General features: G+C 68.4%; 27 protein-coding genes. 11 read left to right on the forward strand and 16 right to left on the reverse strand.

The features are described 5' to 3' along the window. Positions 1-232 precede the first annotated feature (232 nt). From AC1DVU_RS03375 to AC1DVU_RS03390, 4 genes are all read left to right on the forward strand, one after another. Positions 233-730, forward strand: coding sequence for a hemerythrin domain-containing protein (locus AC1DVU_RS03375; RefSeq protein ID WP_476921008.1), 498 nt, complete (start codon positions 233-235; stop codon positions 728-730). Between the two features lie 108 nt (positions 731-838). After that, positions 839-1,192 (forward strand): YciI family protein, encoded by a 354-nt coding sequence (locus AC1DVU_RS03380; protein ID WP_476921009.1) that lies wholly within the window; start codon positions 839-841, stop codon positions 1,190-1,192. Beyond that, the gene (locus tag AC1DVU_RS03385; RefSeq protein ID WP_476921010.1) at positions 1,189-2,433 is read left to right on the forward strand and encodes an RNA polymerase sigma factor; all 1,245 of its coding nucleotides are present in this window, start codon (positions 1,189-1,191) and stop codon (positions 2,431-2,433) included. The genes AC1DVU_RS03380 and AC1DVU_RS03385 overlap by 4 nt, the downstream gene beginning before the upstream one ends. A 54-nt stretch (positions 2,434-2,487) precedes the next feature. Continuing rightward, a complete protein-coding gene (locus AC1DVU_RS03390; RefSeq protein WP_476921011.1) occupies positions 2,488-2,826 on the forward strand; it encodes a helix-turn-helix domain-containing protein in 339 nt (112 codons plus the stop codon). Here the strand turns inward: AC1DVU_RS03390 and AC1DVU_RS03395 are convergent. The 5 genes from AC1DVU_RS03395 to AC1DVU_RS03415 all read right to left on the reverse strand — a co-directional run bounded on the left by AC1DVU_RS03395 (position 2,823) and on the right by AC1DVU_RS03415 (position 7,593). After that, a complete protein-coding gene (locus tag AC1DVU_RS03395) occupies positions 2,823-3,428 on the reverse strand; it encodes a ClpP family protease (RefSeq protein WP_476921012.1) in 606 nt (201 codons plus the stop codon). The two genes, AC1DVU_RS03390 and AC1DVU_RS03395, sit on opposite strands and share 4 nt — an antisense overlap. Next, positions 3,425-4,039 (reverse strand): ClpP family protease, encoded by a 615-nt coding sequence (locus tag AC1DVU_RS03400; RefSeq protein ID WP_476921013.1) that lies wholly within the window; start codon positions 4,037-4,039, stop codon positions 3,425-3,427. The genes AC1DVU_RS03395 and AC1DVU_RS03400 overlap by 4 nt, the downstream gene beginning before the upstream one ends. Before the next feature lie 87 nt (positions 4,040-4,126). Then, entirely contained in the window at positions 4,127-4,885 is a 759-nt protein-coding gene (locus tag AC1DVU_RS03405) for a 2-phosphosulfolactate phosphatase (RefSeq protein ID WP_476921014.1), read from the reverse strand. A 13-nt stretch (positions 4,886-4,898) separates the two neighbouring features. After that, complete coding sequence (locus AC1DVU_RS03410; RefSeq protein ID WP_476921015.1) at positions 4,899-5,699, reverse strand: phosphatase PAP2 family protein; 801 nt, start codon at positions 5,697-5,699, stop codon at positions 4,899-4,901. Between the two features lie 139 nt (positions 5,700-5,838). Then, entirely contained in the window at positions 5,839-7,593 is a 1,755-nt protein-coding gene (locus tag AC1DVU_RS03415; protein ID WP_476921016.1) for a helicase HerA-like domain-containing protein, read from the reverse strand. Between the two features lie 49 nt (positions 7,594-7,642). Here AC1DVU_RS03415 and AC1DVU_RS03420 point away from each other — a divergent pair, with 49 nt between their 5' ends. Both AC1DVU_RS03420 and AC1DVU_RS03425 read left to right on the forward strand, forming a co-directional pair. Next, positions 7,643-7,945 (forward strand): type II toxin-antitoxin system VapB family antitoxin, encoded by a 303-nt coding sequence (locus AC1DVU_RS03420; protein WP_476921017.1) that lies wholly within the window; start codon positions 7,643-7,645, stop codon positions 7,943-7,945. Then, complete coding sequence (locus AC1DVU_RS03425) at positions 7,942-8,457, forward strand: LytR C-terminal domain-containing protein (protein ID WP_476921018.1); 516 nt, start codon at positions 7,942-7,944, stop codon at positions 8,455-8,457. Before AC1DVU_RS03420 ends, AC1DVU_RS03425 begins: the two co-directional genes overlap by 4 nt. Positions 8,458-8,532: 75 nt before the next feature. Here the strand turns inward: AC1DVU_RS03425 and AC1DVU_RS03430 are convergent, their stop codons facing one another. Beyond that, a complete protein-coding gene (locus tag AC1DVU_RS03430; protein WP_476921019.1) occupies positions 8,533-10,020 on the reverse strand; it encodes a potassium/proton antiporter in 1,488 nt (495 codons plus the stop codon). 98 nt (positions 10,021-10,118) lie between these two features. Between AC1DVU_RS03430 and AC1DVU_RS03435 the strand changes: the two genes are divergently transcribed. Continuing rightward, entirely contained in the window at positions 10,119-10,844 is a 726-nt protein-coding gene (locus AC1DVU_RS03435) for an alpha/beta hydrolase family protein (RefSeq protein WP_476921020.1), read from the forward strand. A gap of 55 nt (positions 10,845-10,899) precedes the next feature. On the opposite strand, the gene AC1DVU_RS03440 is transcribed toward AC1DVU_RS03435, so the two are convergent. The 6 genes from AC1DVU_RS03440 to AC1DVU_RS03465 all read right to left on the reverse strand — a co-directional run bounded on the left by AC1DVU_RS03440 (position 10,900) and on the right by AC1DVU_RS03465 (position 15,933). After that, complete coding sequence (locus AC1DVU_RS03440) at positions 10,900-11,073, reverse strand: CsbD family protein (protein WP_476921021.1); 174 nt, start codon at positions 11,071-11,073, stop codon at positions 10,900-10,902. 58 nt (positions 11,074-11,131) lie between these two features. Then, on the reverse strand, positions 11,132-11,563 hold the full coding sequence (locus tag AC1DVU_RS03445) for a hypothetical protein (RefSeq protein WP_476921022.1): 432 nt from the start codon (positions 11,561-11,563) through the stop codon (positions 11,132-11,134). Positions 11,564-11,613: 50 nt separating this feature from the next. Further along, the gene (locus AC1DVU_RS03450; RefSeq protein WP_476921023.1) at positions 11,614-12,744 is read right to left on the reverse strand and encodes a MalY/PatB family protein; all 1,131 of its coding nucleotides are present in this window, start codon (positions 12,742-12,744) and stop codon (positions 11,614-11,616) included. A gap of 33 nt (positions 12,745-12,777) precedes the next feature. Then, a complete protein-coding gene (locus AC1DVU_RS03455) occupies positions 12,778-13,641 on the reverse strand; it encodes an aldo/keto reductase (protein ID WP_476921024.1) in 864 nt (287 codons plus the stop codon). A gap of 42 nt (positions 13,642-13,683) precedes the next feature. Next, positions 13,684-15,315: an AbfB domain-containing protein gene (locus AC1DVU_RS03460; protein WP_476921025.1), complete on the reverse strand. Its 1,632-nt coding sequence runs from the start codon at positions 15,313-15,315 to the stop codon at positions 13,684-13,686. Positions 15,316-15,495: 180 nt separating this feature from the next. Then, complete coding sequence (locus AC1DVU_RS03465) at positions 15,496-15,933, reverse strand: nitroreductase family deazaflavin-dependent oxidoreductase (protein ID WP_476921026.1); 438 nt, start codon at positions 15,931-15,933, stop codon at positions 15,496-15,498. Between the two features lie 61 nt (positions 15,934-15,994). Here AC1DVU_RS03465 and AC1DVU_RS03470 point away from each other — a divergent pair, with 61 nt between their 5' ends. Further along, a complete protein-coding gene (locus AC1DVU_RS03470; RefSeq protein WP_476921027.1) occupies positions 15,995-16,972 on the forward strand; it encodes an aldo/keto reductase in 978 nt (325 codons plus the stop codon). Between the two features lie 3 nt (positions 16,973-16,975). Here the strand turns inward: AC1DVU_RS03470 and AC1DVU_RS03475 are convergent, their stop codons facing one another. After that, entirely contained in the window at positions 16,976-17,869 is an 894-nt protein-coding gene (locus AC1DVU_RS03475) for a glycoside hydrolase family 16 protein (protein ID WP_476921028.1), read from the reverse strand. A 444-nt stretch (positions 17,870-18,313) separates the two neighbouring features. On the opposite strand from AC1DVU_RS03475, the gene AC1DVU_RS03480 reads away from it, so the two are divergent. Further along, the gene (locus AC1DVU_RS03480) at positions 18,314-19,816 is read left to right on the forward strand and encodes an MFS transporter (RefSeq protein WP_476921029.1); all 1,503 of its coding nucleotides are present in this window, start codon (positions 18,314-18,316) and stop codon (positions 19,814-19,816) included. A gap of 68 nt (positions 19,817-19,884) precedes the next feature. On the opposite strand, the gene AC1DVU_RS03485 is transcribed toward AC1DVU_RS03480, so the two are convergent. Then, positions 19,885-20,298, reverse strand: a complete 414-nt coding sequence (locus AC1DVU_RS03485) for a hypothetical protein (RefSeq protein ID WP_476921030.1) — start codon at positions 20,296-20,298, stop codon at positions 19,885-19,887. Positions 20,299-20,424: 126 nt separating this feature from the next. On the opposite strand from AC1DVU_RS03485, the gene AC1DVU_RS03490 reads away from it, so the two are divergent. Then, positions 20,425-21,279, forward strand: a complete 855-nt coding sequence (locus tag AC1DVU_RS03490) for a 3-hydroxybutyryl-CoA dehydrogenase (RefSeq protein WP_476921592.1) — start codon at positions 20,425-20,427, stop codon at positions 21,277-21,279. Between the two features lie 3 nt (positions 21,280-21,282). On the opposite strand, the gene AC1DVU_RS03495 is transcribed toward AC1DVU_RS03490, so the two are convergent. Together AC1DVU_RS03495 and AC1DVU_RS03500 are read right to left on the reverse strand one after the other, a co-directional pair. Further along, positions 21,283-21,876: a gamma carbonic anhydrase family protein gene (locus AC1DVU_RS03495; protein WP_476921031.1), complete on the reverse strand. Its 594-nt coding sequence runs from the start codon at positions 21,874-21,876 to the stop codon at positions 21,283-21,285. 40 nt (positions 21,877-21,916) lie between these two features. Then, positions 21,917-22,747, reverse strand: a complete 831-nt coding sequence (locus AC1DVU_RS03500; protein WP_476921032.1) for a helix-turn-helix transcriptional regulator — start codon at positions 22,745-22,747, stop codon at positions 21,917-21,919. Between the two features lie 106 nt (positions 22,748-22,853). Here AC1DVU_RS03500 and AC1DVU_RS03505 point away from each other — a divergent pair, with 106 nt between their 5' ends. Further along, positions 22,854-24,386 (forward strand): AMP-binding protein, encoded by a 1,533-nt coding sequence (locus AC1DVU_RS03505; RefSeq protein WP_476921033.1) that lies wholly within the window; start codon positions 22,854-22,856, stop codon positions 24,384-24,386. Positions 24,387-24,390: the final 4 nt, after the last annotated feature.

Here is a 24,390-nt window from a genome sequence, read left to right on the forward strand (position 1 = left end):
AGGCTTGCCGCCGCCCCGTGAGGTCACAAGCTCGCGCGACCACGTCCACGCCGGGCCCTCGCGTCTTTGTGGTCGCCTCGCGAGATGACCCGGCGGAGGCTCGCCGCCGCCCGGCCCGGCCCGGCCCCACGCTCCCCTGCAACCCCGGCCCAAAGAGGCTACGAAGCACGCATGCGCCACCTCCCCCAGGGGTATGTACGGGCGTCCGACCCACCCCGTCCGAGGAGCCCCCATGTCAACCGATGCCATCGTGCTGCTGAAGAACGACCACAAAGAGATCCGCAAGGCGTTCGCGGACTTCCAGAAGGCAGAGGACAACGCGAAGGCGAAGGGCAAGCTCGTCGACAAGATCATCGAGCTGCTCACGATCCACACGTACATCGAGAACGAGGTCATGTACCCCCGCGTCCGCGATCTCCTCCCCGACCTCGAGGAGGACGTGCTCGAGTCGTACGAGGAGCACCACGTGGCCGATGGCCTGGTCATGGAGCTCGCGACCATGAAGCCCGACGACGAGCGGTTCACTGCGAAGACCACGGTGCTGATCGAGAACGTCACCCACCACATGGACGAGGAGGAGCAGGACTGGTTCCCGAAGGTCCGCGGTGGGCTGGGTCGCAAGGTGCTGCAGCAGCTCGGCGAGGACATGATGAAGGCCAAGAAGAAGGCCCCGCGTCGCCCGTCGCAGCCCAGCGCGCTCAAGAAGACCGTGGACGCCATGCTGAAGTAGGCCGTGGAACTTTCGGAGGATTTCCGAGAAGGTGTCGTATCGGGCCTGATCCGTTCGTGGAGACGTTAGAGGCAGCCGACCGGCCGCCAGCGACGAAGGGAATTCGACATGACGCAATACATGCTTTCCGTCTACGGCACCGCCGAGACCTACGACATGCCGCTCGAAGAGGCGCAGCCGATGTACGAAGCCACCGGGCGATTCAATGAGAAGCTCATGGCTGACGGCACGTGGGTCTTCGGCGGGGGCCTCGAGCGCCCGGACACCGCGACCACGGTCGACGGCACCGTCAGCGACGTGATCGTCACCGACGGGCCATACCTGGAGACCAAGGAGTTCCTCGGCGGCTTCTGGATCATCGAGGCTCCCGACCTCGACGCTGCCATGAAGATCGCAGCCGAGGGGTCGAAGGCCTGCGGCGGCAAGGTCGAGGTCCGACCGTTCCAGGCCGAGCCCGCTTGACCCCGAGCTCGGACCTGCGCGCGGAGATCGACCGGATCTACCGCGAGGAGTACGGCCGCGTGGTGGCTTCGCTCGCCCGTCGCTTCAGCGATCTCGACATCGCCGAGGACGCGGCGGCCGAAGCCCTCCTCACCGCGCTCGAACGCTGGCCCGTCGACGGCATACCGCCCAATCCCGGCGGCTGGCTGACGACCACGGCGGGCAATCGCGCCATCGACCGGCTCCGCCGCGAGTCCCTGCGTGACACCAAGCACCAGGCGGCCATGATGATCACCGACGACACCCCGCACGAACCGACCGGACCGGTCGAGGACGACCGGCTCCGGCTGGTGTTCACGTGCTGCCACCCGGCCCTCGCGCCCGAGGCACGTGTGGCCCTGACCCTGCGACTCCTCGGCGGGCTCACGGTCCAGGAGATCGCGCGCGCGTTCCTCGTGCCCGAGACCACGATGGGGCAGCGCATCACCCGCGCCAAGGCCAAGATCAAGGCTGCCCACATCCCCTATCGCGTGCCCGATCATGACGACGTGACGGACCGCCTGGGCGGAGTGCTGGCCGTGCTCTACCTGGTGTTCAACGAGGGCTATCTGGCGGGCAGCGGCGATGATCCCGTACGCGCTGAACTCACCGCCGAGGCCATCCGCCTCGGTCGCATCCTTCGTCAGCTGTTGCCGGACGAGGGTGAGGTCGCCGGCCTGCTGGCGCTGATGCTGCTCAGCGAGGCCCGTCGCACCGCCCGTTTCGCCGGCGGCGAGCTGGTGACCCTCGACGAGCAGGACCGCAGCGGCTGGGACCGTGCGCTGATCACGGAGGGACACGCGCTCGTCCGCGAGTGTCTCGCCCGGGTCGCCTCGACGTCGTCCCGGCCCGGCCAGTACCAGATCCTGGCGGCCATCAACGCGGTCCACACCGACACGAATGACGCGCGCGACACCGACTGGTCACAGATCGTCACCCTGTACGACCAGCTGTACGCAGTCGCACCGACCCCGATCGTCGCGCTCAACCGCGCGGTCGCTGTCGCGGAGCTCGACGGCCCCGACGTGGCGCTCGCGATCGTCGACTCGCTCGACCTCGGCGGCTATCACGCCTGGCATGCCACCCGAGCCGACCTGCTGCGGCGCCTGGGCCGCAGCGCCGAGGCGCGCACCGAGTACGACGCGGCGATCGCGGCGACGCAGAACCCGGCCGAGACGGCATACCTGAACCGCCGGCGAGCGCATCTCGTCTCGCCGGACTGATCTGCTCACAGCAGAATTCCGCCGGGTCTTCTGCGTTTGTGCCTAGGCTGAAGCATGACCGAGATCGTCCGTCTGCACGCCGTCCCGACGCACCGCGTCGCCGAGCCGGAGCCGCTCTGGCGTGAGGTGCTGGGCCAGCGGCTCCGCGAGCTGCGCCGCCGCCGCGGTGAGACGCTGACCGAGACCGCCGAGCGGGCCGGCATCTCGCCGCAGTACCTCTCCGAGATCGAACGCGGCCTCAAGGACCCGTCGAGCGAGGTGCTCGCCGCCGTCGCCGGGGCGCTCGGAGCAACGCTGATCGACCTGACCTCGCAGGTCAGTGTCGACCTGCGCAGCTCGTACGTCCTCGGCACTCCGCAGGCCTCCGGCCAGGCCCTGCTGCTGGTGGCCTAGGCCGCTTCGACCGACGTACGCCGGAGCAGCACCTCGTCGGCGAGCCCGTACGCGATCGCCGCCTCGGCCGCGAACACCCGGTCCCGATCGGTGTCCGCCCGCAACGCCTCGCCGGTCTGCCCCGTGTGGACCGACAGGATCGACTCGATCGCGGCGCGGATGCGTACGACCTCGTCGGCCTGCAGGATCAGGTCGGGGATCGCTCCCCGGCCCTGGACCGCCGGCTGGTGCAGCACGACGCGGCTGTGCGGCAGGACCGAGCGTCGACCTGGTTCTCCGGCGGCGAGCAGCACCGCGCCGGCGGCGATGGCCTGGCCGACGCATGTGGTGGCGACCGGGGCCTGGATGAACTGCATCGTGTCGTAGATCGCCAGCATCGCGGTCTCGTCGCCGCCCTCGCAGTTGATGTAGAGGTTGATCTCCTGCCCGGGACTGTCGGCCTCGAGATGCAGGAGCTGGGCGATCAGCGCGTTGGCGACTCCGGAGTCGATGCCCGTGCCGAGATAGATGATGCGCTCGGCCAGCAGGTGCGAGTAGACATCCATGACCCGCTCACCCCGCGGATGCTGCGCGATGACGTTGGGGATCGTGTAGCTGCTCATGCCCGAACCCCCATCGCCATGACCGGCCGAGTCGTCGGCATGACCTGCTCGAAGTTCTCGACGATCGCATCGACGAACCCGTAGTCGACGGCCTCCTGCGCGGTGTACCAGCGATCGCGCAGCGAGTCCTCGAAGATCCGCTCGATCGGTTGCCCGGTGTCCTCGGCAATGATCCCGAGGACCGTGTCGCGGGTATGCCGCAGGTCCTCGGCCTGCAGCTCGACGTCAACGGCGGACCCGCCGATGCCGGCCGAGCCCTGGTGCATGAGGATCCGCGAGTGCGGCAGGGCGTACCGCTTGCCCTTGGTGCCCGACGACAGCAGGAACTGGCCCGCGCTGCAGGCGAGGCCGAGGGCCAGCGTCGCCACGTCGCACGGCACCAGCCGCATGACGTCGCGGATCGCCAGCATCGACGGCACCGAGCCGCCCGGTGAGTGGATCCACAGGACGGCGTCGGCGCCCGGATCCTCCGCCGCCAACGTCAGCAGCTGGGTTGCGAGCAGGGTGCCGTTGTCGTCGTCGAGTGCGCCGTCGAGCACCAGGACGCGCCGGTGCAGGAGCTGCTGGCGCATCTGCCCGGTGAACAGTGAAGTCTTGTCGTTGTCAGCCATGTGACCATCGTGCGGACCCGGGTCGCTGCGCAACAGGTCTTGCTGCTGCGGGCGGATCAGCCCAGAGCAGAGGCCAGAGACTTCGGCCTATGGCGCAGCGATGAATCCGCGATCGCTCAACAACGGGACGGTCGTCCCGGCGCCAACCTCGGCCGCCACCGCGACATCCTCGGCATAGCCCGCCTCGACCAGCTCGTGACCGCTGGCGCACGCCATCAGATGCGCCTCCTCACGGCCCGCGATCAACCGATAGGCGTCCGCCGCCATCGCCGCCTCGGGCGACAGCCCCGGCCAGTCGTGGTCCTCGAGTGCCGCGAGGACCGCACCGGCGCCCCAGAGGTCCTCGATCGCCGGGCGCAGGGATCCATCCGGCCACCGCTCGCCGGCGGCGATGACCGCGATCGACGCGGTCTCGGCGTCATGCTCACGGGCGATCCAGTCGGCGACAGCCCTTGCGTTGCGCAGGGACGCGCCGACGACGGTCGTCACGATCGACGCGAGCTCCACCGAGATCGCCGAGCCGTTGGGAGACGGCAGGACGAGCCGCTCGATGGGGTCCGCGGCTCGTACGCTGGCCGGCGAGATGCTCATCTGTCCGGGGCCTGCCGCGCTGCGGCCGACCGCGAGGACCGCGCGGTTCTGCGCGGCGTACGTCGGGGCGTCCTCGGCCTCCCACGGGTAGGGCAGGACCACGATGCCGAGGTCGGCCGCGACGCTGAGGGAGGTCGAGAACGAGAAGACGTCGACGACGACCGCGACATCCGCGCCGTCGGCGATCGCCCGGGCGCCCGTCAGGCCCCAGTCGAACCTGACTCCGTACGGGGCCTGGTGAAGGACAGAGTTCACAAGGGTGACTGTGTCAGACCGGTATGGGCTGGTCCTCGTGGGCGACGACCGGACTGCGTCTCTCCCAGGCGATGACGCCACCGAACGCGGCCAGGACGACGATCCAGCCGACGATGGCATCGAGCACCCAGTGGTTGCCGGTGCCGACGATCACGATCGTCATGACGGCCGCGTAGGCGATGCCGAGGGCCTGGATGATCCGGTGCACGTTGGCGCGGATCAGCACGATCGCGACCCACAGGGCCCAGCCCGCGTGCAACGACGGGAATGCCGCCAGCTCGTTGGTCATGCCCCCGAGTCCCTTGGGTGCCGACGCGTCGGCTCCCCACCAACCCGCAGCGGAGTGCAGGCTCAGCACGTCGACGTACATTCCGCTGATCATCCGCGGCGGAGCAGTCGGCATCACGAGGTAGAACGAGAGGCCCAGGATCGTCGAGAACACCAGGGCACGGCGGGCCGTGACGTATTCGGAGGCGCTGCGGCGGTAGATCCACACCAGGATGATCGCCGTGACGATGTAGTGCGTGGTGGCGTACCAGAAGCTGCCGAAGAGTCCCAGCCAGTCGTACTCGATGAACTTGTCGTTGAGCCAGGACTCGGCATCGATGCGCCACGACTTCTCGAACGCCAGGATGTCGAGGGCGCGGCCGCGTGCCGGCGCGAAGTCGTTGGACGCCAGCAGCCGGGAAGCGCTGTAGCCGACGTAGAGGATCGCGAGGAACGTCAGCTCGATCGCGCCGCGCTTGAGGCCCAGAGGCACACCAGAACGGCGTACCACTTCGGTACGCCCTGTCTGCTGTGACGTCTGCGCCATTGCGTCTCCTGTGCCTGTGCACCGGGGGGAGTTCCCGGTGGAAAGCGCCCAGGTGCGCCTTCCTGTTGTCACTCTGTTGCCGGTTGTTGCTTAGGGCAACCAGAGACAACCCTGATTTCTTCCCTGAGACTACCGGCGATCACCGACGTTTTCTGAACAAATTCTTGATCAGTTCGCGTGCCAGCGTGCGGCTGGCTTCCCCCACAGCGCGGTCGACGGGCGACATTCGCCGCGATCGTGGCCTGCTCGGCGCCTTCTGCTTGGCGAGCTTGTCGGCCTCCTTCTGGAGGCGCTCGGCCTCCTTCTGCTCCCACTGCTTGCTGGTCTCCTCGGCCGTCGCTCCGACGTCGCCGCCGGTCGGCGCCGCAGCCTTCTTGGCGCCGAGGATCTCGCTCGCCGACTGCGGATTGACGGCGGTGCCATAGGTGGACAGCAGCGGCGATGCCGCGACAGCTGCCTGGATCTGGTCCGACGGCGTCGGGTCCATCGAGCCCTGCGGAGCCCGCAACCGGGTCCAGGCGACCGGGGTCGGAGCGCCCTTGTCGCTCATCACGGTCACGATCGCCTCGCCGATGCCGAGCGACGTCAGCACCTCCTCGAGGTCGTACGTCGTGTTGGGATAGGTCGACACCGTCGCCTTGAGCGCCTTGGCGGCGTCGGGCGTGTGGGCACGCAGCTGGTGCTGGACCCGAGAGCCCAGCTGAGCCAGGACGTCGCTGGGTACGTCCTTGGGCGTCTGCGTCACGAAGAAGATGCCGACGCCCTTGGACCGGATCAGCCGGACGGTCTGGGTGATCGTCTCCAGGAAGTCGTCCGACGCGTCGGCGAACAGCAGGTGCGCCTCGTCGAAGAAGAACACGAGCTTGGGCTTGTCGGAGTCGCCGACCTCGGGCAGCTCGGTGAACAGCTGCTTGAGCAGATACATCAGGAACGTCGAGAACAAGGCCGGCTTGTCCTGCACTCCCGGCACCTCGAGGAGCGACACGATCCCGCGGCCGTCAGGGGCATTGCGCAGGAAGTCGGACACCACGATCTCTGGCTGGCCGAAGAACTGGTCAGCTCCCTGGTCGGCGAACGCGATCAGCTCACGAAGGATCACGCCCACCGTCGAGGCGGACAGGCCACCCAGCGTCTTGAGCTCGCCCTTGCCCTCGTCGCTGGTCAGGTGCGTGAGGACGTCCCGCAGGTCCATGAGGTCGACCATGGGGAGCGAGGCGTTGCGGGCGTAGTGGAACACCAGACCGAGCGACGATTCCTGCGTGGCGTTGAGCCCCAGCACCTTCGACAGCAGGGTCGGGCCGAACCCGTCGATCGTCGCGCGTACAGGGACGCCCATGCCGATGCCACCCAGGGCGAAGTACTCCGTCGGGGTCGCCACCGACTGCCAGTCCTGGCCGATGCTCCTGGTCCGCTCGAGCAGCTTGTCGCTGGACGCACCGGGTGTCGCGATGCCGGACAGATCGCCCTTGATGTCGGCCGCGAAGACCGGCACGCCGTTCGCCGCGATCTGCTCGGCGAGGACCTGCAGGGTCTTGGTCTTGCCGGTGCCGGTCGCCCCAGCGACCAGTCCGTGCCGGTTGAGCATGGCGAGCGGGATGCGTACCTGCGCCTCGGGCACCGGCTCCCCGTCGACGAGTGCGCCCATCTCGATCGCGGTGCCCTCGAAGGCATACCCGGCCTTGACGATCTCGACGATCTCGCTGCTGCCGGCCGGCTTGACCTTGGGCTCCTCCGCCTTGGGCTCCTCGGCCTTGGCCGCGTCCGACTCGGCGTCCCGTGCTGCGGCGGCGAGCTCGTCGGCCTTCTTCTGGGCTGCGTCCGCCTCGGCCCGGGCCTCATCTGCGGCCTTGGCGGCCTCTTCGGCAGCCTTCTGAGCGTCATCGCTGGTCGTCATGGCCATACGCTACCTCCAGCCTTCGGGCAGCCCTGTCTAGACTGACGAGGTGATCTTCAGGAGGGTGAGCGAGGGGCGCCCCTATCCGGACCACGGGCTGACTCAGAGCACGTGGGCCGAGATCTCGCCGTCCCAAGTCCGGCTCGACGACCTGACGACGACCAAGACCCAGCTCGATCTCGAGCACCTGCTGGACGACGACTCGACCTACTTCGGCGACCTGTTCGCGCACGTCGTGAGCTGGCGCGGCGAGCTGTTCCTCGAGGACGGCCTGCACCGCGCCCTGCGTGCGGCGCTGCAACAGCGCAACATGCTCCACGCCCGCGTCCACTCGATCGACGAGAAGGCATGACCCGCGCATATCAGCTGCTGACCCTGTTCGTCGCGGCTGGGATCTTCGTGTTCGGTGGGATCACCGGGTTCCGGCTGCTCACCTCGAGCGCCGACACTGCCGATCCGGCCCCCACGTGCACCAACAAGACGGTCAAGAAGGGCGAGAAGCTCGACAGCAACCTCGTCACGGTCAACGTCTTCAACGCGTCGAACCGCTCGGGACTGGCCAACCGCGTCACGATCAACTTGCAGACCAACGGCTTCCTCGGCGGCACGATCGGCAACAACGAGAGCAACGTCAAGCCCAGGCGCGTGGTGATCCTGACCGACGATTCCAATGATCCCCGCGTACGCCTGGTGGCGCAGCAGTTCAAGGACAAGGTCCTCTACCGGACGCCCGACGTCACGGTCGACAGCGGCGTCATCGTGATCGTGGGCGATGACTACGCGGGCCTGCGCAAAGAGGCGCCGACGCAGATCACGTCAGACCGGGACATCACGGCCTGCATCCCCCAGGTCGCCCTGCCGTAGCGGCTCAGCCCGCTGGTTGAGGTGCGGAGGCCGCCCGCGGCCGAAGCCTCGAAACCAGCAGCGCGTCGCTTGACCTCAGGTGTCCAAGCCCCAGCCGGCCAGCCGGCCATGGCGGCCGACGGCACGCAGCCGATCCTCGGCCCGCTCGCGTACGGCCCGGTCCGCGACGATCAGCAAGTCGTCGTGGATCGCGATCCGGTCGGTGCGGTGCGGCACGTATGCCTTGCCGTCCCTGACCACCAGCGAGACCGAGGCGCCCACCGGCAACCGGAGCTCTCCGATCTCGACACCCGCGAGCCTCGAGCCCTTGGGCACGTGGATCTGCAGCAGATCGGCCGACACCCGCTCCAGCGGTGCCGCCTCGACCTCGACGTCGCGCGCCTCGTCGCTCAGCACGCCGCACCACGCAGCCAGACGGGCGAGCGGAGCAGCCTGCACCAGCGTGTAGATGACGACGGCCACGAACACGACGTTGAACAAGTCGCGCGACCCCGGTACGTCGGCGGCCAAGGGGATCGTCGCCAGCACGATGGGCACGGCGCCGCGCAGGCCCGCCCACCCGATGAACAGCTGCTCGCGGACCCCCCGCTTGAACCACACGGCGCAGGCCACGACCGACAGCGGGCGGGCCACGAACGTGAGGATCGCTCCGGCGGCGAGCCCGTGCCACACGTGCCACCAGTGCAGCTCGTCCGGGCTCGCGAGCAGGCCGAGCATGACGAACAACCCGATCTGGGCAAGCCAGCCGATGCCCTCGACGAAGGATCGAGTCGCCACCCTGTGCGGCAGCTCGGTGTTGCCGAGCACCAGCGCGGCGACGTAGACCGCCGCGAACCCGCTTGCGTGGACGGATGCCGCCGTGCCGTAGGCCAGCACGGCGAACGCGAACACGACGAGGGGATAGAGACCTGACGCCGGCAGGGCGACCCGGCGCAGCCCGTTCGCGCCGATCCACCCGATCGCGAAGCCGATCGCACCACCGGCGATCAGCTCGAACACGATCAGCCCGATCAGCGCCCAGACGCCGTGGTCGAGCGCGTCACCGGCGCTGATCGCCACGACGAGCACGACGATCGGCGCATCGTTGAGGCCCGACTCGGTCTCGAGCGTTCCCGTCACCGAGTGCCGCAGGGGCACGGTGCGCAGGACGGAGAAGACGGCGGCGGCGTCGGTCGGCGTCAGCACCGCAGCCAGGAGGATCGCGAGCTCCCAGTGCAGGTCGAGGAGGTAGTGGGCGCCAGTGGCGACGACCGTGACACTGATGATCGAGCCGAGGGTGGCCAGCAGCAGGCCGTAGCCAAGGTTGGGCTTGACGTGCTCCCACTTGGTCGTCAAACCACCCTCGGCGAGGATCAGCACGAGGCCGCCGAAGCCGAGGGCGTGCGCGACATCCGCGTCGGCGAACTCGATGCCGAATCCCGAGCTGCCCAGCAGCAGGCCGAGGAACAGGTAGACGAGGAGCGACGGCAGGCCGGCCGTCACCGAGATGCGGACCGCGAGGACCGCCAGCACCAGGACACCGGAGCCGATCAGGAGGATCTGGTCGAGCTTGTCGGCATCCACGAAGGCTCCTCCCATGGTGTCGACGGAACCCGATTCTATCGGTCAACGGACGTGTGCCTGACCGTCCCGCATACGATGCCGACGACGGAGGAGGCAGCGTGGACCAGATCCGCTACGGGGACGATCGCTCCCAGTTCGGTGAGCTGACCCGGCCGCCCGGCCGTTCCCGAGGTGTCGTCGTCGTGATCCACGGCGGGTTCTGGCGGTCGATGTACGACCTCTCGCTCGGCCGTCCCCTCGCGGAGTCACTCGTTGCGCACGGCTGGACGGCGTTCAACCTGGAGTACCGCCGGGTCGGCAATGGCGGGGGTTACCCCGTGACCCTCGACGACGTGGCGACCGGCATCGACGCCCTTGCCGCCGTCGACGGGCTCGACACCTCGACGGTGGTGACGCTCGGCCACTCCGCGGGCGGGCATCTCGCCGTGTGGGCGGCGGGCCGGCCCAAGCTCGCCGGTACGCCCTGGGGCGATCCAGCCGTGCGGGTCACCGCTGCCGTCGCCCAGGCGGGCGTGCTCGACTTCCACACCGCGGTTCATCTCGGGAGCGGTGCGGCCAAGGCGTTCATGGGCGAGCACGACGACAGCACGTACGCCGACCCGACCGCCCAGATCCCGCTCGACGTACCGGTGCGCTGCGTGCACGGCTTCGCGGACGACATCGTGCCGATCAGCCAGTCGATCGGCTACGTCGACCGGGCCACGGCGGCCGGTGCGGATGCCAAGCTCCTCGAGGTGGAGGGCGACCACTTCGTCGTCATCGATCCGGCGTCGGTCGCCTGGGCTCAGACGCTGGAGGTACTGGAGACTCTCGCGGCGCCCTGAGGCGCACGATGGGAGCGCCCCGACCCCCGTCGAAGCGCTCCCTGCTCGTGGGCGCTCAGTGCTTGAACGCGTCCTTGACCTTCTCGCCCGCATCCTTCAGATCGGACTTGGCCTGGTCGGTCTTGCCCTGACGCTCGAGCTCCTCGTCGTCGGTGCCTTTGCCAACGGCTTCCTTCGCCTTGCCCTTGGCGTCCTCGGCGGCGTTGCTCAGCTTGTCATCCATTCCCATGATGGGTTCCTTTCGTCGGCTCCCCTCGACATACCCGGAACCAGCCGGGATAACCGCGTCAGTCCGGTGTCGCCTCGTGGTGCCGGCGGCCGTGCGTACGCCGGTCCTCCTTCATCTCGGCCTCGAACAGATGCGTACGCCCGGGGGTGAGCGCCTCGCGGGCCGATCGCTCCTGCTCCTTGAACGTCGCGTAGTAGCCCGCGTCGTACTCCTCGACGACCTGGAACGTCCAGCGGCCCTCCAGGACGTTGCGGCCGATCAGGTCGGTCGTGATGCGCTCCGCGATGTCGTCGTGACCCGCCTGGCGGAACAGGTCAACGGCGTCGTCCAGCGCCAGATCGGCCTCGCCCGTGCGCCGGTGGAACGTGTAGAGCAGCCCGCGCGCCTCCTCCACGATCTCGAGCGCCTCGCTGAGCTTGCCGAGCGCCTCGACCGTGGTGTCGTCAACGCCGTCGGGCCGTGTGTGCTGCGACTTCGGTGCCTCACCCATGCGACCACGCTAGATCCAGCGCATCGACTCGGCACGTCGACCGCTGAGCCTCAGACGACGCGGCCCATTCGCTCGAGCGCCTCCGTCAGGACCTCAGGAGTCGTGCCGAAGTTGAGGCGCACGTGTCCCGCGCCGTTGTGGAACGGCAGCCCGGAGTTGACCGCGACTCGGCCACGCTCCAGGAACGCGGCAGCCGGATCGTCGCCGAGACCGAGCTCGCGGCAGTCGATCCAGGCCAGGAACGTGGCCGGCCCTCCGCCCCACCGAGCGCCCGGCAGGTGGGTCACCAGCAGGTCGGCGAGGAGCGCGCGGTTGGCGGCGAGGTCGGCGTGCAGCGCGTCGAGCCAGGGGCCACCCTCGCGGAACGCCGTGGTGTGGGCCAGGTCGCCGAAGTGGCTGGGGCCGTCGGCCACGACCCATGACAGCCGCTCGAGGTCCGCCGTCGCCCGCTCCCCCGCGATGAGCAGAGCTGCTTTGAGGCCCGCCAGGTTCCACGCCTTGGTGGCCGACACCAGGCTGAACGCGTCCGACGTACCGGGCACACTCAGGTAGGGCACAAACCCCTCCGCCACCAGCGGAGCGTGGATCTCGTCGACGACGACCCGCACGCCGTACGTCTGTGCGAGCGCCGCGACGCCGGCCAGCTCCTCAGCGGTGTGCACCACGGCGGTGGGATTCTGCGGGTTGCACAGCAGGTAGGTCACCGGGCGACCGTCGGCGCCGGCGTGGATGAACGCGGCCTCGAGGGAGTCGAGGTCCAGGCGGCCGTCATCGCCGAGCACTGCCTCGACGACCTCGCGGTTCGCGTGCTCGATGAACCCGAAGAACGGCGGGTAGACCGGAGGGTTGACGACGACGGGGTCTCCGGGCGCGGAGACCAGGCCGATCGCCTCGACGATGCCGGTCATGACGTCGGCGACCAGCGCCGTACGCCCCGGATCGACATCCCATGACCACCGCTCGGCGGCGAAGGCCGCGAACGCCTCGGCGTACCCGCTCCCGTGCGGGTAGCCCGTGTCGCCCTCGGCCACCGCCTGCGTCACCGCCCGAGCAATCGGCTCGGCGAGTCGGACGTCCATCTCGGCCACCCACAGGGGCAGCACGTCAGGGTCGTACTCACGCCACTTGACGCTCGTGCGGCGACGCAGGTCCTCGATGGTCAGGTCACGGAGGGGATGCATGTCCCCCATCATGTCGGGCCACCCGAGGGAGGGTCAGACGGCGTCCGAGAGGGCCTGGAACTGCTCGTCGGTCAGCTCGATGCCGGCGGCGCCGATGTTGTCCTCGAGGTGGGCGACGGTCGACGTGCCGGGGATCGGCAGGACGACCGGCGAACGCTTGAGCAGCCAGGCGAGGGCGAGCTGCGACGGTGTCGCGCCCTGCTCCTTCGCGATCTCCGCGAGCGGACCGCCATCCTTGACCAGCCCGCCGGTGGCGAGCGGGAACCACGGGATGAAGCCGATGCCGTTGGCCTCGGCGTGGTCGAGGAGCGCTTCGGCGGACCGGTCGGCGAGGTTGTAGAGGTTCTGCACCGACACGATCTCGGCGGTCTTCTGCGCCTCCTTGAGCTCGTCGACGGTGACCTCGCTCAGGCCGATGTGGCGCACCTTGCCCTGGTCCTGCAGCTCCTTGAACGCACCGACCTGGTCCGCGACCGGGACCTCGGGGTCGATGCGGTGCAGCTGGATCAGGTCGATGCGGTCGAGGCCGAGGCGGCGGAGGCTGAGCTCGACCTGCTGCTTGAGATAGGCCGGGCGGCCGACGGAGATCCATTCGCCCGGGCCGGTGCGCGTCAGTCCTGCCTTGGTGGCGATCACGACATCGTCGGCGTACGGGTGGAGTGCCTCGCGGATGATCTCCTCGGAGACGTTGGGCCCGTAGGAGTCGGCGGTGTCGATGAAGTTCACGCCGAGCTCGACGGCCCGGCGGAGCACGCGGATCGCCTCGTCGCGGTCACGGGGCTCGCCCCAGACACCGCTGCCGGTGATCTGCATCGCCCCGTAGCCCAGACGTACGACCGGGAGGTCGCCGCCGATCTCGAAGGAGCCGGATGTGGTTGCCGAGATGGTTGAAGTCATGTCGGGGTCAAGACGACAGGTTGACGACTTATTCCGAGCGGCTCAGTCGACCGTGCGGAACGTCGCGTCGGCGCGGTCGAGCTCGCTCGTGATCACATCGATCCGCAGGCCGAAGTCGTAGTGCCGGAGGTGGCGGTCAGGGAAGTTGTGCGCCCGGAAGGACGTGAGCTTCGAGTGCGCCAGCCCGGCGACCGGGAGGAACGTGGCGTCGGCAGCCAGCCGAGCCGAGCCGTCATTCTTGACCAGGCTGACCTGGTAGCCCCAGTGCCGCAGGAAGTGCCCCGGCACATCGACGGACTCGAACGACACGCGCCCATCTGTCTGCGCAGCGAGGCCGGGAACGACCCGGAACTCCGAGGTCGCGAGCGTCGCGGCGGTGGGGTCCAGGCGAACCACCGACCCCGAGTGCTGGACGTAGCGGTTGGGATAGTTGAGGCTCTGCAGCCTTGAGACCCGTCGGCCGGTCTCGGCCGGGTACTGCGTGAGGGTGCCGAAGCCCAGTGCGTCGTACCCGCCGGAGTTCGGGCCGTAGTCGCCGCCGCCCCCGTCGGGCCGGATGCTCGCTGCGATCTGGGTGACCCACGGGGTCTCGAGTCCCATGCGTCCCGAGTAGTGCCCCAGCACCTGGTCCCACACCGGTCGGGCCTGCCCGCGGGAGCCGGCGCCGGAAACTGTCTGCGTCTGCCACCCGGCATGGGCCGCCGTCGTCGCCCGCGGACCCGACTGCCACGTGTACGGGGTGAACGGCACGTCGTGGCCGAGGTTGTACTTCGCGACGTACTCGGCGCCCTTGAGGAACCGGTTGTCGTCCGCCCCGTAGCAGTCGATGCCCTGGTTCCAGGCCATCTCACAAAAGGCGCCCATGAGCCCGATGCCCATGACCGTGTGCGCCTGGTCCCGGCCGCTCTCCTGCCACTGCCCGAGCCCACCGTCGTGGAGGAACGGCACGGCGTGCGCGAGGGAGCCGTTGCCGGCGCCGTTGTGGAAGTAGTCGACGGCCCGGTCCACAAGGTCGTCGCGGTCGGCGAAGATGCCGATCGCGAGGATCGACGCCATGTTGCAGAGGTCCCAGTTGGCCCAGTAGTTGGTGATGACCGCGCCGTTGTGGTCCGTGAGGAACTGCTCGTTCATCGGGTGGAAGATCGTCAGGAGCATGTCGCGGAATCGCTCGAGCTCGAAGTCGGGGCGATCCCGCACGAGCTCGGCGGCGTTCGCGAACTGGTAGCCGTAGATGCCCGCGGCGAGGAACCGGTCGGCGTTGCCAGTGACCGTCTTCAGCTTCGCGGACCACGCATTGAGGATCCGCACCGCGGCGACACCATGCGCCTCGTCGCCTGAGATGCGCCAGCGCAACGCGTTCTGGTACGCCGCGTGTATGTCGGTGAACAGCGGCCCGTAGTTCTCTCCGGTGCCGCCCCGGATGACGGTCTCGACGGGGCGCGGCGTCCAGGTCGAGCTCGATCTTCCGTTGGCGGTGAGTCGGTTCCAGCCGCCGGTCCACGGGTCGGTGCCGATCTGACCCGAGATGCGCTCGAGATCCGACAGCGTGTGCACGAGTCCCGGGTGCGCGTACGTCCACGTGGCCGTCGCTGCGGTGGCGCGATCGCCGAGCCACCCTGACCCGCCGGACGCTACGAAGGCAGTCAGTGGCAACGCGAGGGATGCACCCCTCACGAAGGACCTGCGGGAGATTCCGTTGGCCGATGGCAGGGGACCGCGATTCGTCGACATCGTGTTTTCCGTTCCGTGTGGAGGGCTACGAAGGTCGGACCGCGGAATCCGTTGGCCGGAATCGTCACACAGCGGAGGGCGCACGCGTCCGCGACATCCCGCGGAGTGAGACGTACCGAGCGGTTACTTCACCGGCGTCAGCAAAAAGACCGGAATGACGCGGTCGGTCTTTTCCGCGTACGACGCGTAGGGCGGCCACGCCTCGACGGCTCGCTCCCACCAGACCGCGCGCTCGTCGCCGTGGAGCTCGCGCGGCACGTAGTCCTTGCGGACGGGGCCGTCCTGCAGCTCGACGAGCGGGGCATCGACGACGTTGTGGTACCAGCTCGGATGCTTCGGCGCCCCGCCCTGCGATGCGACGACGGCGTACTCGCCGTCGTGCTCGACCCGCATCAGCGCGGTCTTGCGGAGCTTGCCGGACGTCGCTCCGACAGTCGTCATCAGGATGATGGGTCGCCCCTGCAGCGTGTTGCCCTCCGCACCGTTGGTGCTCTCGAACAGCTCGGCCTGCTTGCGGGCCCAGCCGACGGTGCTGGGTGCGTACTCTCCGGTCAATGGCATGCATCCAGCGTGGCAGAGGCCTCCCAACCGGGATCTTGCCGGCGCACGGCATGATCGAGGCATGGACCGCGTGAAGCTCGGAACCAGTGACCTCGAGGTGTCGAGCATCATCCTCGGCTGCATGAGCTACGGGGATCCCGATCGCGGCACGCATCCGTGGTCGCTGCCCGAGGAGCAGAGCCGGCCGTTCATCCAGCAGGCCCTCGAGGCCGGCATCACGACGTTCGACACCGCCAACATGTACTCCGACGGCAGCAGCGAGGAGATCGTCGGGCGCGCCCTCGCCGACTTCGCCCGTCGCGAGGACGTGGTCATCGCGACCAAGCTGTTCTACCCGATGGGCGGCGACCCCGCCACCGGCGGACTGTCGCGCCAGGCCGTGCTCACGCAGATCGACGAGAGCCTCCGCCGCCTCGGCACCGACTACGTCGACCTCTACCAGATCCACCGCTGGGACCCCGAGGTCCCGATCGAGGAGACGATGGAGGCGCTCGACGAGGTCGTCACGGCCGGCAAGGCACGCTTCATCGGCGCCTCGTCGATGTATGCCTGGCAGCTCGCCCAGGCCCAGCATGCCGCCGACCTCAACGGCTGGACGCCGTTCATCTCGATGCAGGATCAGTACAACCTCGTCCAGCGTGAGGAGGAGCGCGAGATGCACCCGTTCTGCCTCGACGAGGGCATCGGCGTGATCCCGTGGAGCCCGCTCGCGCGCGGCCGGCTGACCCGCGACTGGGACGACCTCAGCACGACGCGCAGCGGAGCCGACGAGGTCGCGAAGGGCTACTACCGGCAGGCCGAGGAGTCCGACCGCGCGATCTCCGCCGCCGTCGGCGAGATCGCCGCCGAGCGTGGAGTGTCCCGCGCCCAGGTCGCCCTCGCCTGGGTGCGCCAGCACGACGTCGTCGCGGCCCCGATCGTCGGCGCGACCAAGCCGCTGCACCTCTCCGACGCCGTCGCCTCGCTCGAGATCACCCTTAGCGGTGACGAGATCGCCAGACTCGAGGAGCCGTACGTTCCACGGCTCCCCGAGTTCTGACGGTCACTTCCAGACGCGCACGTAGTCGACCGCGGTGGTGGCCGGCAACGGCGTCGAGTCGGTCACGGCGTTGGAGCCTTGCCCCAGCGCCTGCGTCAGCGCCACCATGAACGGCTGGTCGAACGGCTTCGAGCCGTCGCTCAGCGTGTGCGACATGCAGGTCTTCCCGTCGTACTTGATCGTGATCGCGGTCGGCGTCCACTCCGCGACGTAGGAATGGAACGCCGAGACGTCGCTGATCATGCAGTAGTTGTTCGTCAAGGTCGTGTCGTCCGCTGCCGAGTCGTAGTGCAGGTAGGGGATGACCCTGTCCGGGTACTGCGAGTAGAACTCGGCGATGTCGATCTCGCCCGAACCGGGCCAGGCGCCGTACTTGTTCGGGTCGACCGGCCACAGCCAGAGCGCGCTCTGGAGGCCGGCGACCTTGGCAGCGGGGAACTTCGCCCGGATCTCGAACCTGCCGTACGCCTGGGCGAACCGGCCGTACGTGCTGACCATGCCGCTGGTGTATCGCGTCAGGTAGCCGCCGCCGGGATAGGCGCACAGGAAGCTGCTGGCCTCGCGCCGAGTCGTCAGGTAGAGCGCGCCACCGGACACCGACACGTTGTTGGGGTTGTCGACGAAGCACTCACCACCATTTTGGTAGCCGCTCGTCAAGGTCTGCTGCGCTATCCACTTGCTCCCGTCCAGTCGGGTGCCATCGAAGTTGTCGACGAACGTGCACACCCAGCGTGAGCCGCCGGCCTTGACGATCGTGGTGCCGCAGTTCGGTGCCGCCGGCGCCTTGGGCGCCTTGGGCGCGGCCTCGGCCGGGGCGGCAGTGAGCAGTGCGGCGACGGCGAACGCCGCGAGAACCGCGGCACCCACGCGTCGAGGCGTGGTAAATCGATATTGCATCGTGAGACTCCCTCGTGATGCGCCATGAAGGCGACGAGCCCCCGAACCATTCACCTCTGCACGCCCGCGGACTCCCTGTGCCGCGGACTCGCGATGTCGGACCACCGAAACTGCACCGTGGTGCAGCTCTCCCTTCGGTGGACGCCAACGCGGCTTCCGTGAATGCCAGCTCCCTCTTGACATTCCGACGGTAACCGCATTCCCGTTCGCATCGCAGGGAAAACGATGAATCAGGCTGTCTCCTGCGGCAGCGGATTCGGAGTGAGAAATGTCGACCATGCCGAGCTCCTGGTGACGTGGGGTGAGCACATCTTGGAACCTCAGCCTTGAGAAAAGTTTGAGATCGAGTGGGGCACGTCACACCAACCAAATGGAGAGTTCTTTCCGTTTATACCCTAGAGTGAAACGGAAGATACTTTCCACTTCTGCTTTCTGGAGTTCCCCATGACTGACACCCTGGTCGTCGACCGGCCACGGCCGACCCCGCCCGATCACACGGACAACCCTCACCACGCGACCCGCTGGTTGATCCTCGGCGTCATCGCCCTGGCGCAGCTGATGGTCGTCCTCGACGCGACGATCGTGAACATCGCACTTCCCACCGCGCAGGAGTCGCTCGGCTTCTCGAACGACAACCGGCAGTGGATCGTGACCGGGTACGCCCTGGCGTTCGGCTCGCTGCTCCTGCTCGGCGGCCGCCTGAGCGACCTGGTCGGCCGCAAGCCGATGTTCATCGTCGGCCTGATCGGCTTCGCCGCGGCCTCCGCGATCGGCGGTGCCGCACAGAACTTCGAGATGCTCGTGTCGGCGCGCGTCGCCCAGGGCATCTTCGGGGCCCTCCTGGCTCCCGCGGCGCTGTCGCTGCTGACCGTCACGTTCACTGATGCCGCCGAGCGCGCCAAGGCGTTCGCGATATTCGGCGCGATCTCCGGTGGCGGTGGCGCGATCGGCCTGATGCTCGGCGGAGCGCTGACCGAGTACCTGTCCTGGCGCTGGTGCCTGTACGTCAACGTGCCGATCGCCGTCATCGCGGTGATCGGCGGCGCCCTGATGCTCAAGAAGCAGACCCGCGAGGAGAACCCGCCCAAGCTCGACATCCCCGGCACGGCCGTCGTGGTCGCCGGCCTGGTCTCGTTCGTCTACGGCCTCGCCAACGCCGAGTCCGACGGCTGGTCGAGCGCCACCACGCTGATCTGCATCGGAGTCGGCCTGACCCTGCTCGCGGTGTTCGCCGTGGTGGAGAGCCGCGTCGAGAACCCGCTGCTTCCCCTGCACATCGTCTGGGACCGTACGCGGGGCGGATCGTTCCTCACCGTCGCGATCATCGGACTCGGACTGTTCGCGGTGTTCCTGTTCCTGACCTACTACGTCTCGCTGACGCTGGGCTACTCGCCGCTCAAGACCGGGTTCGCCTTCACACCGATGATCCTCGGCATCATGGCCACGGCTACCGGGTTCTCCGGAGTCGTCGCCCGCATCGGGCCGAAGATCCCCGTCTTCGCCGGCATGATGCTCGCTGCCGTGGGGCTCGTCCTGTTCGCACAGCTCGAGCTCGACAGCACGTACGCCGCCAACATCCTGCCCGGCCTCGTCATCACCGGGCTGGGTGTCGGACTGGCCATGGCGCCGGCGTTCAGCGCCGCGACCTCGGGAGTCGACGCCGAGCACGCAGGCGTCGCCTCAGCGGCGGTCAACACGTTCCAGCAGATCGGCGGCTCGATCGGCACCGCCGTGCTCAGCGCCTTCGCCGCGACCGCCGCGACGAACTACCTCGACGGCAAGACGCCGACCCCGCAGCACCAGGCACTCGCCGCGATGGAGAGCTACACCACCGTGTTCTGGTGGGGTGCGGGGATCTTCGCGGTCGGGGCCGTCATCTGCGGGCTCCTGCTGCGGCCGGGACCCATCGCAGTCGACCCCGATGCGGCACCTGTCATGGCGCACTGACGCAGCGCCACACCCTGCCCGCGACCCGTCACGGCCATCGGCCGGGTGGGTCGTGGGCTGTTCGGAGATCAGCGCTGGGCGAGCACCTGTACGTGGCAGGGGCCGTCGTCACTGGTCGCGGGCAGGTTGTTGATCACGAACTTCGTGGATCCGCCGGCGGCGACGTTGGCCACCTGTCGGGTCTTGGCCTTCTCGGCACCGCCCGCCGCCGCGCCGACGTAGACCGTGACCTGGAACGTGACCCTGGCCTTGGTCCGGTTGGCGAGGTAGCCCGACGTGTTCCACAGGCCCTTCGACGTCTTCGCGCAGCGGAACTTCGAGAGCGCCTCGGGAGCCGGTGTTCCCTTCGGCGGTGCAACCGTCGGCTTGGTCGTGGCCGTGGTCGGCGCCGGGGTCGTCGTGACTGAATCGGAGGGCTGGTCGCCCGAACCGCCGCCGCAGCCGGCGAGCACCAGGAGGAGAGCCACCGCCAACGTACGCATGAGGTCATCCCATCATGCGTCGACGGCGTCAGGCCGGAGGCGCGCTCCTACCCACACTGCCTTCGCAACCCATGGGGCGTTCGAGATACTATGACGTCCTACTAACTGAGGAGCACCATGAGTGGGATCGACAGGGTCGGCGTGATCGGCGGCGGACTGATGGGATCAGGCATCACCGAGGTCGCAGCCCGCGCTGGGCTCGACGTGGTCGTGGTCGAGGTCAACGTCGACGCGGTCAAGGCGGCGTCCGAACGCGTCGAGAGCTCGCTGCGCAAGGCCGAGTCGCGCGGCAAGATCACCGCCGACGAGGTCACCGCGGTGCTCGACCGGATGAGGTTCACCGACGACCTGGAGCTGTTGGCCGACCGGGACCTGGTCGTCGAGGCCGCATCCGAGGACGAGACCACCAAGCTCGACCTGTTCCGCCGGGTCGGCCAAATCCTGGACAAAGACGACGCGATCCTCGCGTCCAACACCTCCTCGATCCCGATCGTCAAGCTCGGCGCCGTGTCGGGACGCGCGCACCACGTGATGGGTGTGCACTTCTTCAACCCGGCACCTGTCATGCAGCTCGTCGAGCTCATCCCCTCACTCACCACGTCGTCCGAGACGCTGGACCGTATGCGTACGTGGGTCACCGACACGCTCGGCAAGAAGCCGATCGACGCCACCGACCGGGCCGGGTTCGTCGTCAACAGCCTGCTGGTGCCCTACCTGCTGTCGGCGATCCGCATGTACGAAGCCGGCTACGCCTCCGCCGAGGACATCGACCGCGGCATGGTGCTGGGCTGCGGCCACCCCATGGGACCCCTCGCCCTGTCGGACTTGATCGGCCTGGACACCCTGAAGGCGATCGGCAAGTCGATGTACGACGAGTTCAAGGAGCCGCTCTACTCGCCGCCACCGCTGCTGGACCGCATGGTCGACGCCGGGCTGCTCGGCAAGAAGACCGGGCAGGGCTTCTACGGCTACGAGAAGTAGCTCCTAGTCGATGACGCGGTCGTCGCGGTGGGCCGCGAAGAACTCGGCCTGCTGCGCCATGATCTCCCGCATGCCGGCCCCCTTCGGCACGCCGTAGACCGTCCCCCCGAAGTCGAGCGTGCTCTGGATCATCCAGATCTCGTCGTGCCGGTCCGGCGCGAACATCTGCGCCGGGTCGCCGACCGCGACCCAGCCGATCGGCAGCGACTCACCGGGGCCGATGCGGGAGTTGACCTGCAGCACGCTGTTGATGCGCATCTCGGACCCGCTCTCGACGGCCGATCCCGGGAACAGCGACGCGCCCGTGGCGATGAACACCTCGTCGGCGATCGTCGCCCCGTTGACGTGGGCGTGCGGGCCGATCATCACGTCGTTGCCGATCGACACGGGATGGCTCGCCCGGCCGCGTACGAGTGCGTGCTCCATGACGACGACCCGCGCTCCGATCGACACGCTGCCGTCCTCGGCCGTGATGACGGCACCGTGCAGGATGCGGGCGTCGGCGCCGATCGTGACGTCTCCGCTGATGACCGCCGACTGAGCGACGTACGCGGTCGGGTCGATGCGTGGGCTGGCGCCGCGGTGCTCGATCATCATGGTCCGACGGTATCCCTCGGCCGGTCGGAGCCTGGCGGTCTCACACCAGCTCGCCACGGCGGCGCGCCCGCAACACAGCCTCTCCGCGGGTGTGCGCGTCGAGCTTTCGCATCGCGTTTCGCAGATAGCTGCGGACGGTCTCGGTGCTCAGACCAAGTCGCGTCGCGACCTCGCTGTTGCCGCAACCCAGCGCGACAAGGCTCAACACGTCGGTCTCGCGCACGGTCAGCAGTCGTTCCGCCATCGGAGCGACAACGAGGCTGTCCACGATCGCCCGCAGGCGCTCGCCAAGTGCGGTGCCATCAGCCTCGGCCACAAGGCTTCTCAGCTCGGCCTGCACTTCGCGAAGGGCCGCCAGCTCCTGCTGGGTCACCGACTCGTTCGGCTGGATCGCAGCCGCGATCCGACGGTCGACCTCGTCTCGGATCCGTACCTCCTGCTCTACCGCGGTCACGAACGGGCGGGCAGCCGTGATCAGGCGCTCGCCCAACGGGGCCGGTTCACGCGTTCCGAGATAGACCAGTCCTCGCGGCCGGTCGAACACACGGATGGGCAGCGCCAGGATCGAGGTGATGCCCTCGCCGAGGACTGGTCCGTCGTAGTCGTGCGAGATCGTGCGAGCCGTACGGTAGTCGGCCACACCCCGCGGCACCCCCTCCACCCACACCCGTCCGCCCAAGCCGGCATGCGGCGAGATCAGCAGACCTCGGAGGCCCTTGGTGCGCGTTCCGAACAGCTCGGTGATGATCGGGCCGTTCTCGATGTCCATGCCGCCGAACACGACCGGGACGTCGATCGACGAACGCAGTCGTCGCAACGCGGACCGCAAGACGTCGCTGTCACGACTGCGGAGGGGCTCGGGGCTCGGCACGACTACACCTTTTCGGGGGTGGCGGTCTGCTCGACCATTACGTTGAATGGTAGGTGACGGGCGTCACGCCGCGTGCCGTCGACCCACGTCATACCTGGAGGCATACGTGCACTTTCCCCTGACCGTCATGGACTTCCTCGACCGCGCCGTCACGGTCTATCCCGATCGGATCGCGGTGGTCGACGAGCCCAACCAGCCGGCCGAGTCGTGGGGCGAGATCACCTACGCCGAGATGGGTCGCCGGGCTCGCGCCCAGGCTGCGTCGCTGGACGAGATGGGGGTGCCGGTCGGTGGCCGGGTCGCGATCGTGTCGCAGAACTCTGCCCGGCTGTTGACGTCGTTCTTCGGTGTCTCGGGCTGGGGGCGGGTGCTGGTGCCGATCAACTTCCGTCTCGCGGTCGCCGAGATCCGCTACATCGTCGAGCACTGCGGTGCTGAGGTGCTGATGGTCGACCCCGACCTGCGCCACCTGGTCGACGAGGTCGAGTGCAAGCGGACGTTCGTGCTGGGTGAGGACGACGACAAGATCTGGGGTTCGACGGCCGAACCGCAGCCGTGGGCGGGCGACGAGGGTGCGACCGCGACGATCAACTACACGTCCGGCACCACGGCCAGGCCCAAGGGCGTACAGCTGACGCACCGCAACAACTGGCTCAACGCGACGGTGTTCGGGTGGCAGGCGTCGGTGTCGGACCGTGACGTCTATCTGCACACGTTGCCGATGTTCCACGCCAACGGCTGGGGTCACCCGTTCGCCGCGACCGGGATGGGCGCCAAGCATGTGGTGCTGCGGCAGGTCGACGGCACCGAGATCCTGCGGCGCATCGAGCAGCACGGGGTCACCTACCTGTGCGCGGCCCCAGCTGTGGTGACCGCTGCCCTGGACGGCGCGAAGACCTGGGACGGTGAGATCCCCGGCCGTGATCGCGTGCGCATCATCGTCGCGGGTGCCCCGCCGCCGACGCGCACGATCGAGCGCGTACGCGAGGAGCTGGGCTGGGAGTTCATCCAGATCTACGGCCTCACCGAGACCGCGCCATTGTTGACGATGTCGCGTATGCGTGCCGAGTGGGACGACCTCGACCCGCACCAGCAGGCCCTCAACCTGGGCCGGGCCGGAGCGCCGGTGATCGGCGTCCGCATGAAGATCGACGATGAAGGTGAGGTGCTGGCGCAGTCCAACCACAACCTCGAGGCGTACTGGGACAACCCCGAAGCAACCGCTGAGGCGCAGGCCGACGGCTGGTTCCACACCGGTGACGGCGGCACGTTCGAGGACGGCTACATCGCGATCGCCGACCGCAAGAAGGACGTCATCATCACCGGGGGCGAGAACGTCTCGTCGATCGAGGTCGAGGACGCCCTCAACTCGCACCCGTCCGTGCGCGAGGTCGCCGTGATCGGCATCCCCGACGAGAAGTGGGGCGAGCTCATCACCGCCCTGGTCGTGCTGGATCCCGACGAGGAACCGGTCGACCAGGCGGGCCTCATCGCGCACTGCCGCGAGCACCTCGCGGGCTACAAGTGTCCCAAGAAGATCGAGTTCCGCGACGAGCTGGCTCGCACCGCCACCGGCAAGCTGCAGAAGTTCAAGCTCCGTCAGCCCTACTGGGAGGGCCACGACCGCCAGGTCAACTGACCCG

Source organism: Aeromicrobium sp. P2_G6 (assembly GCF_056403535.1).

What these genes read in the sequence shown, in the direction of transcription:
- AC1DVU_RS03375 (WP_476921008.1), top strand. Translation starts at nt 233, where the DNA reads ATGTCAACCGATGCCATCGTGCTGCTGAAGAACGACCACAAAGAGATC.
- AC1DVU_RS03380 (WP_476921009.1), top strand. Translation starts at nt 839, where the DNA reads ATGACGCAATACATGCTTTCCGTCTACGGCACCGCCGAGACCTACGAC.
- AC1DVU_RS03390 (WP_476921011.1), top strand. Translation starts at nt 2,488, where the DNA reads ATGACCGAGATCGTCCGTCTGCACGCCGTCCCGACGCACCGCGTCGCC.
- AC1DVU_RS03395 (WP_476921012.1), bottom strand. Translation starts at nt 3,428, where the DNA reads ATGAGCAGCTACACGATCCCCAACGTCATCGCGCAGCATCCGCGGGGT.
- AC1DVU_RS03400 (WP_476921013.1), bottom strand. Translation starts at nt 4,039, where the DNA reads ATGGCTGACAACGACAAGACTTCACTGTTCACCGGGCAGATGCGCCAG.
- AC1DVU_RS03410 (WP_476921015.1), bottom strand. Translation starts at nt 5,699, where the DNA reads ATGGCGCAGACGTCACAGCAGACAGGGCGTACCGAAGTGGTACGCCGT.
- AC1DVU_RS03415 (WP_476921016.1), bottom strand. Translation starts at nt 7,593, where the DNA reads ATGACGACCAGCGATGACGCTCAGAAGGCTGCCGAAGAGGCCGCCAAG.
- AC1DVU_RS03425 (WP_476921018.1), top strand. Translation starts at nt 7,942, where the DNA reads ATGACCCGCGCATATCAGCTGCTGACCCTGTTCGTCGCGGCTGGGATC.
- AC1DVU_RS03440 (WP_476921021.1), bottom strand. Translation starts at nt 11,073, where the DNA reads ATGGGAATGGATGACAAGCTGAGCAACGCCGCCGAGGACGCCAAGGGC.
- AC1DVU_RS03445 (WP_476921022.1), bottom strand. Translation starts at nt 11,563, where the DNA reads ATGGGTGAGGCACCGAAGTCGCAGCACACACGGCCCGACGGCGTTGAC.
- AC1DVU_RS03450 (WP_476921023.1), bottom strand. Translation starts at nt 12,744, where the DNA reads ATGCATCCCCTCCGTGACCTGACCATCGAGGACCTGCGTCGCCGCACG.
- AC1DVU_RS03455 (WP_476921024.1), bottom strand. Translation starts at nt 13,641, where the DNA reads ATGACTTCAACCATCTCGGCAACCACATCCGGCTCCTTCGAGATCGGC.
- AC1DVU_RS03465 (WP_476921026.1), bottom strand. Translation starts at nt 15,933, where the DNA reads ATGCCATTGACCGGAGAGTACGCACCCAGCACCGTCGGCTGGGCCCGC.
- AC1DVU_RS03470 (WP_476921027.1), top strand. Translation starts at nt 15,995, where the DNA reads ATGGACCGCGTGAAGCTCGGAACCAGTGACCTCGAGGTGTCGAGCATC.
- AC1DVU_RS03475 (WP_476921028.1), bottom strand. Translation starts at nt 17,869, where the DNA reads ATGCAATATCGATTTACCACGCCTCGACGCGTGGGTGCCGCGGTTCTC.
- AC1DVU_RS03480 (WP_476921029.1), top strand. Translation starts at nt 18,314, where the DNA reads ATGACTGACACCCTGGTCGTCGACCGGCCACGGCCGACCCCGCCCGAT.
- AC1DVU_RS03485 (WP_476921030.1), bottom strand. Translation starts at nt 20,298, where the DNA reads ATGCGTACGTTGGCGGTGGCTCTCCTCCTGGTGCTCGCCGGCTGCGGC.
- AC1DVU_RS03495 (WP_476921031.1), bottom strand. Translation starts at nt 21,876, where the DNA reads ATGATGATCGAGCACCGCGGCGCCAGCCCACGCATCGACCCGACCGCG.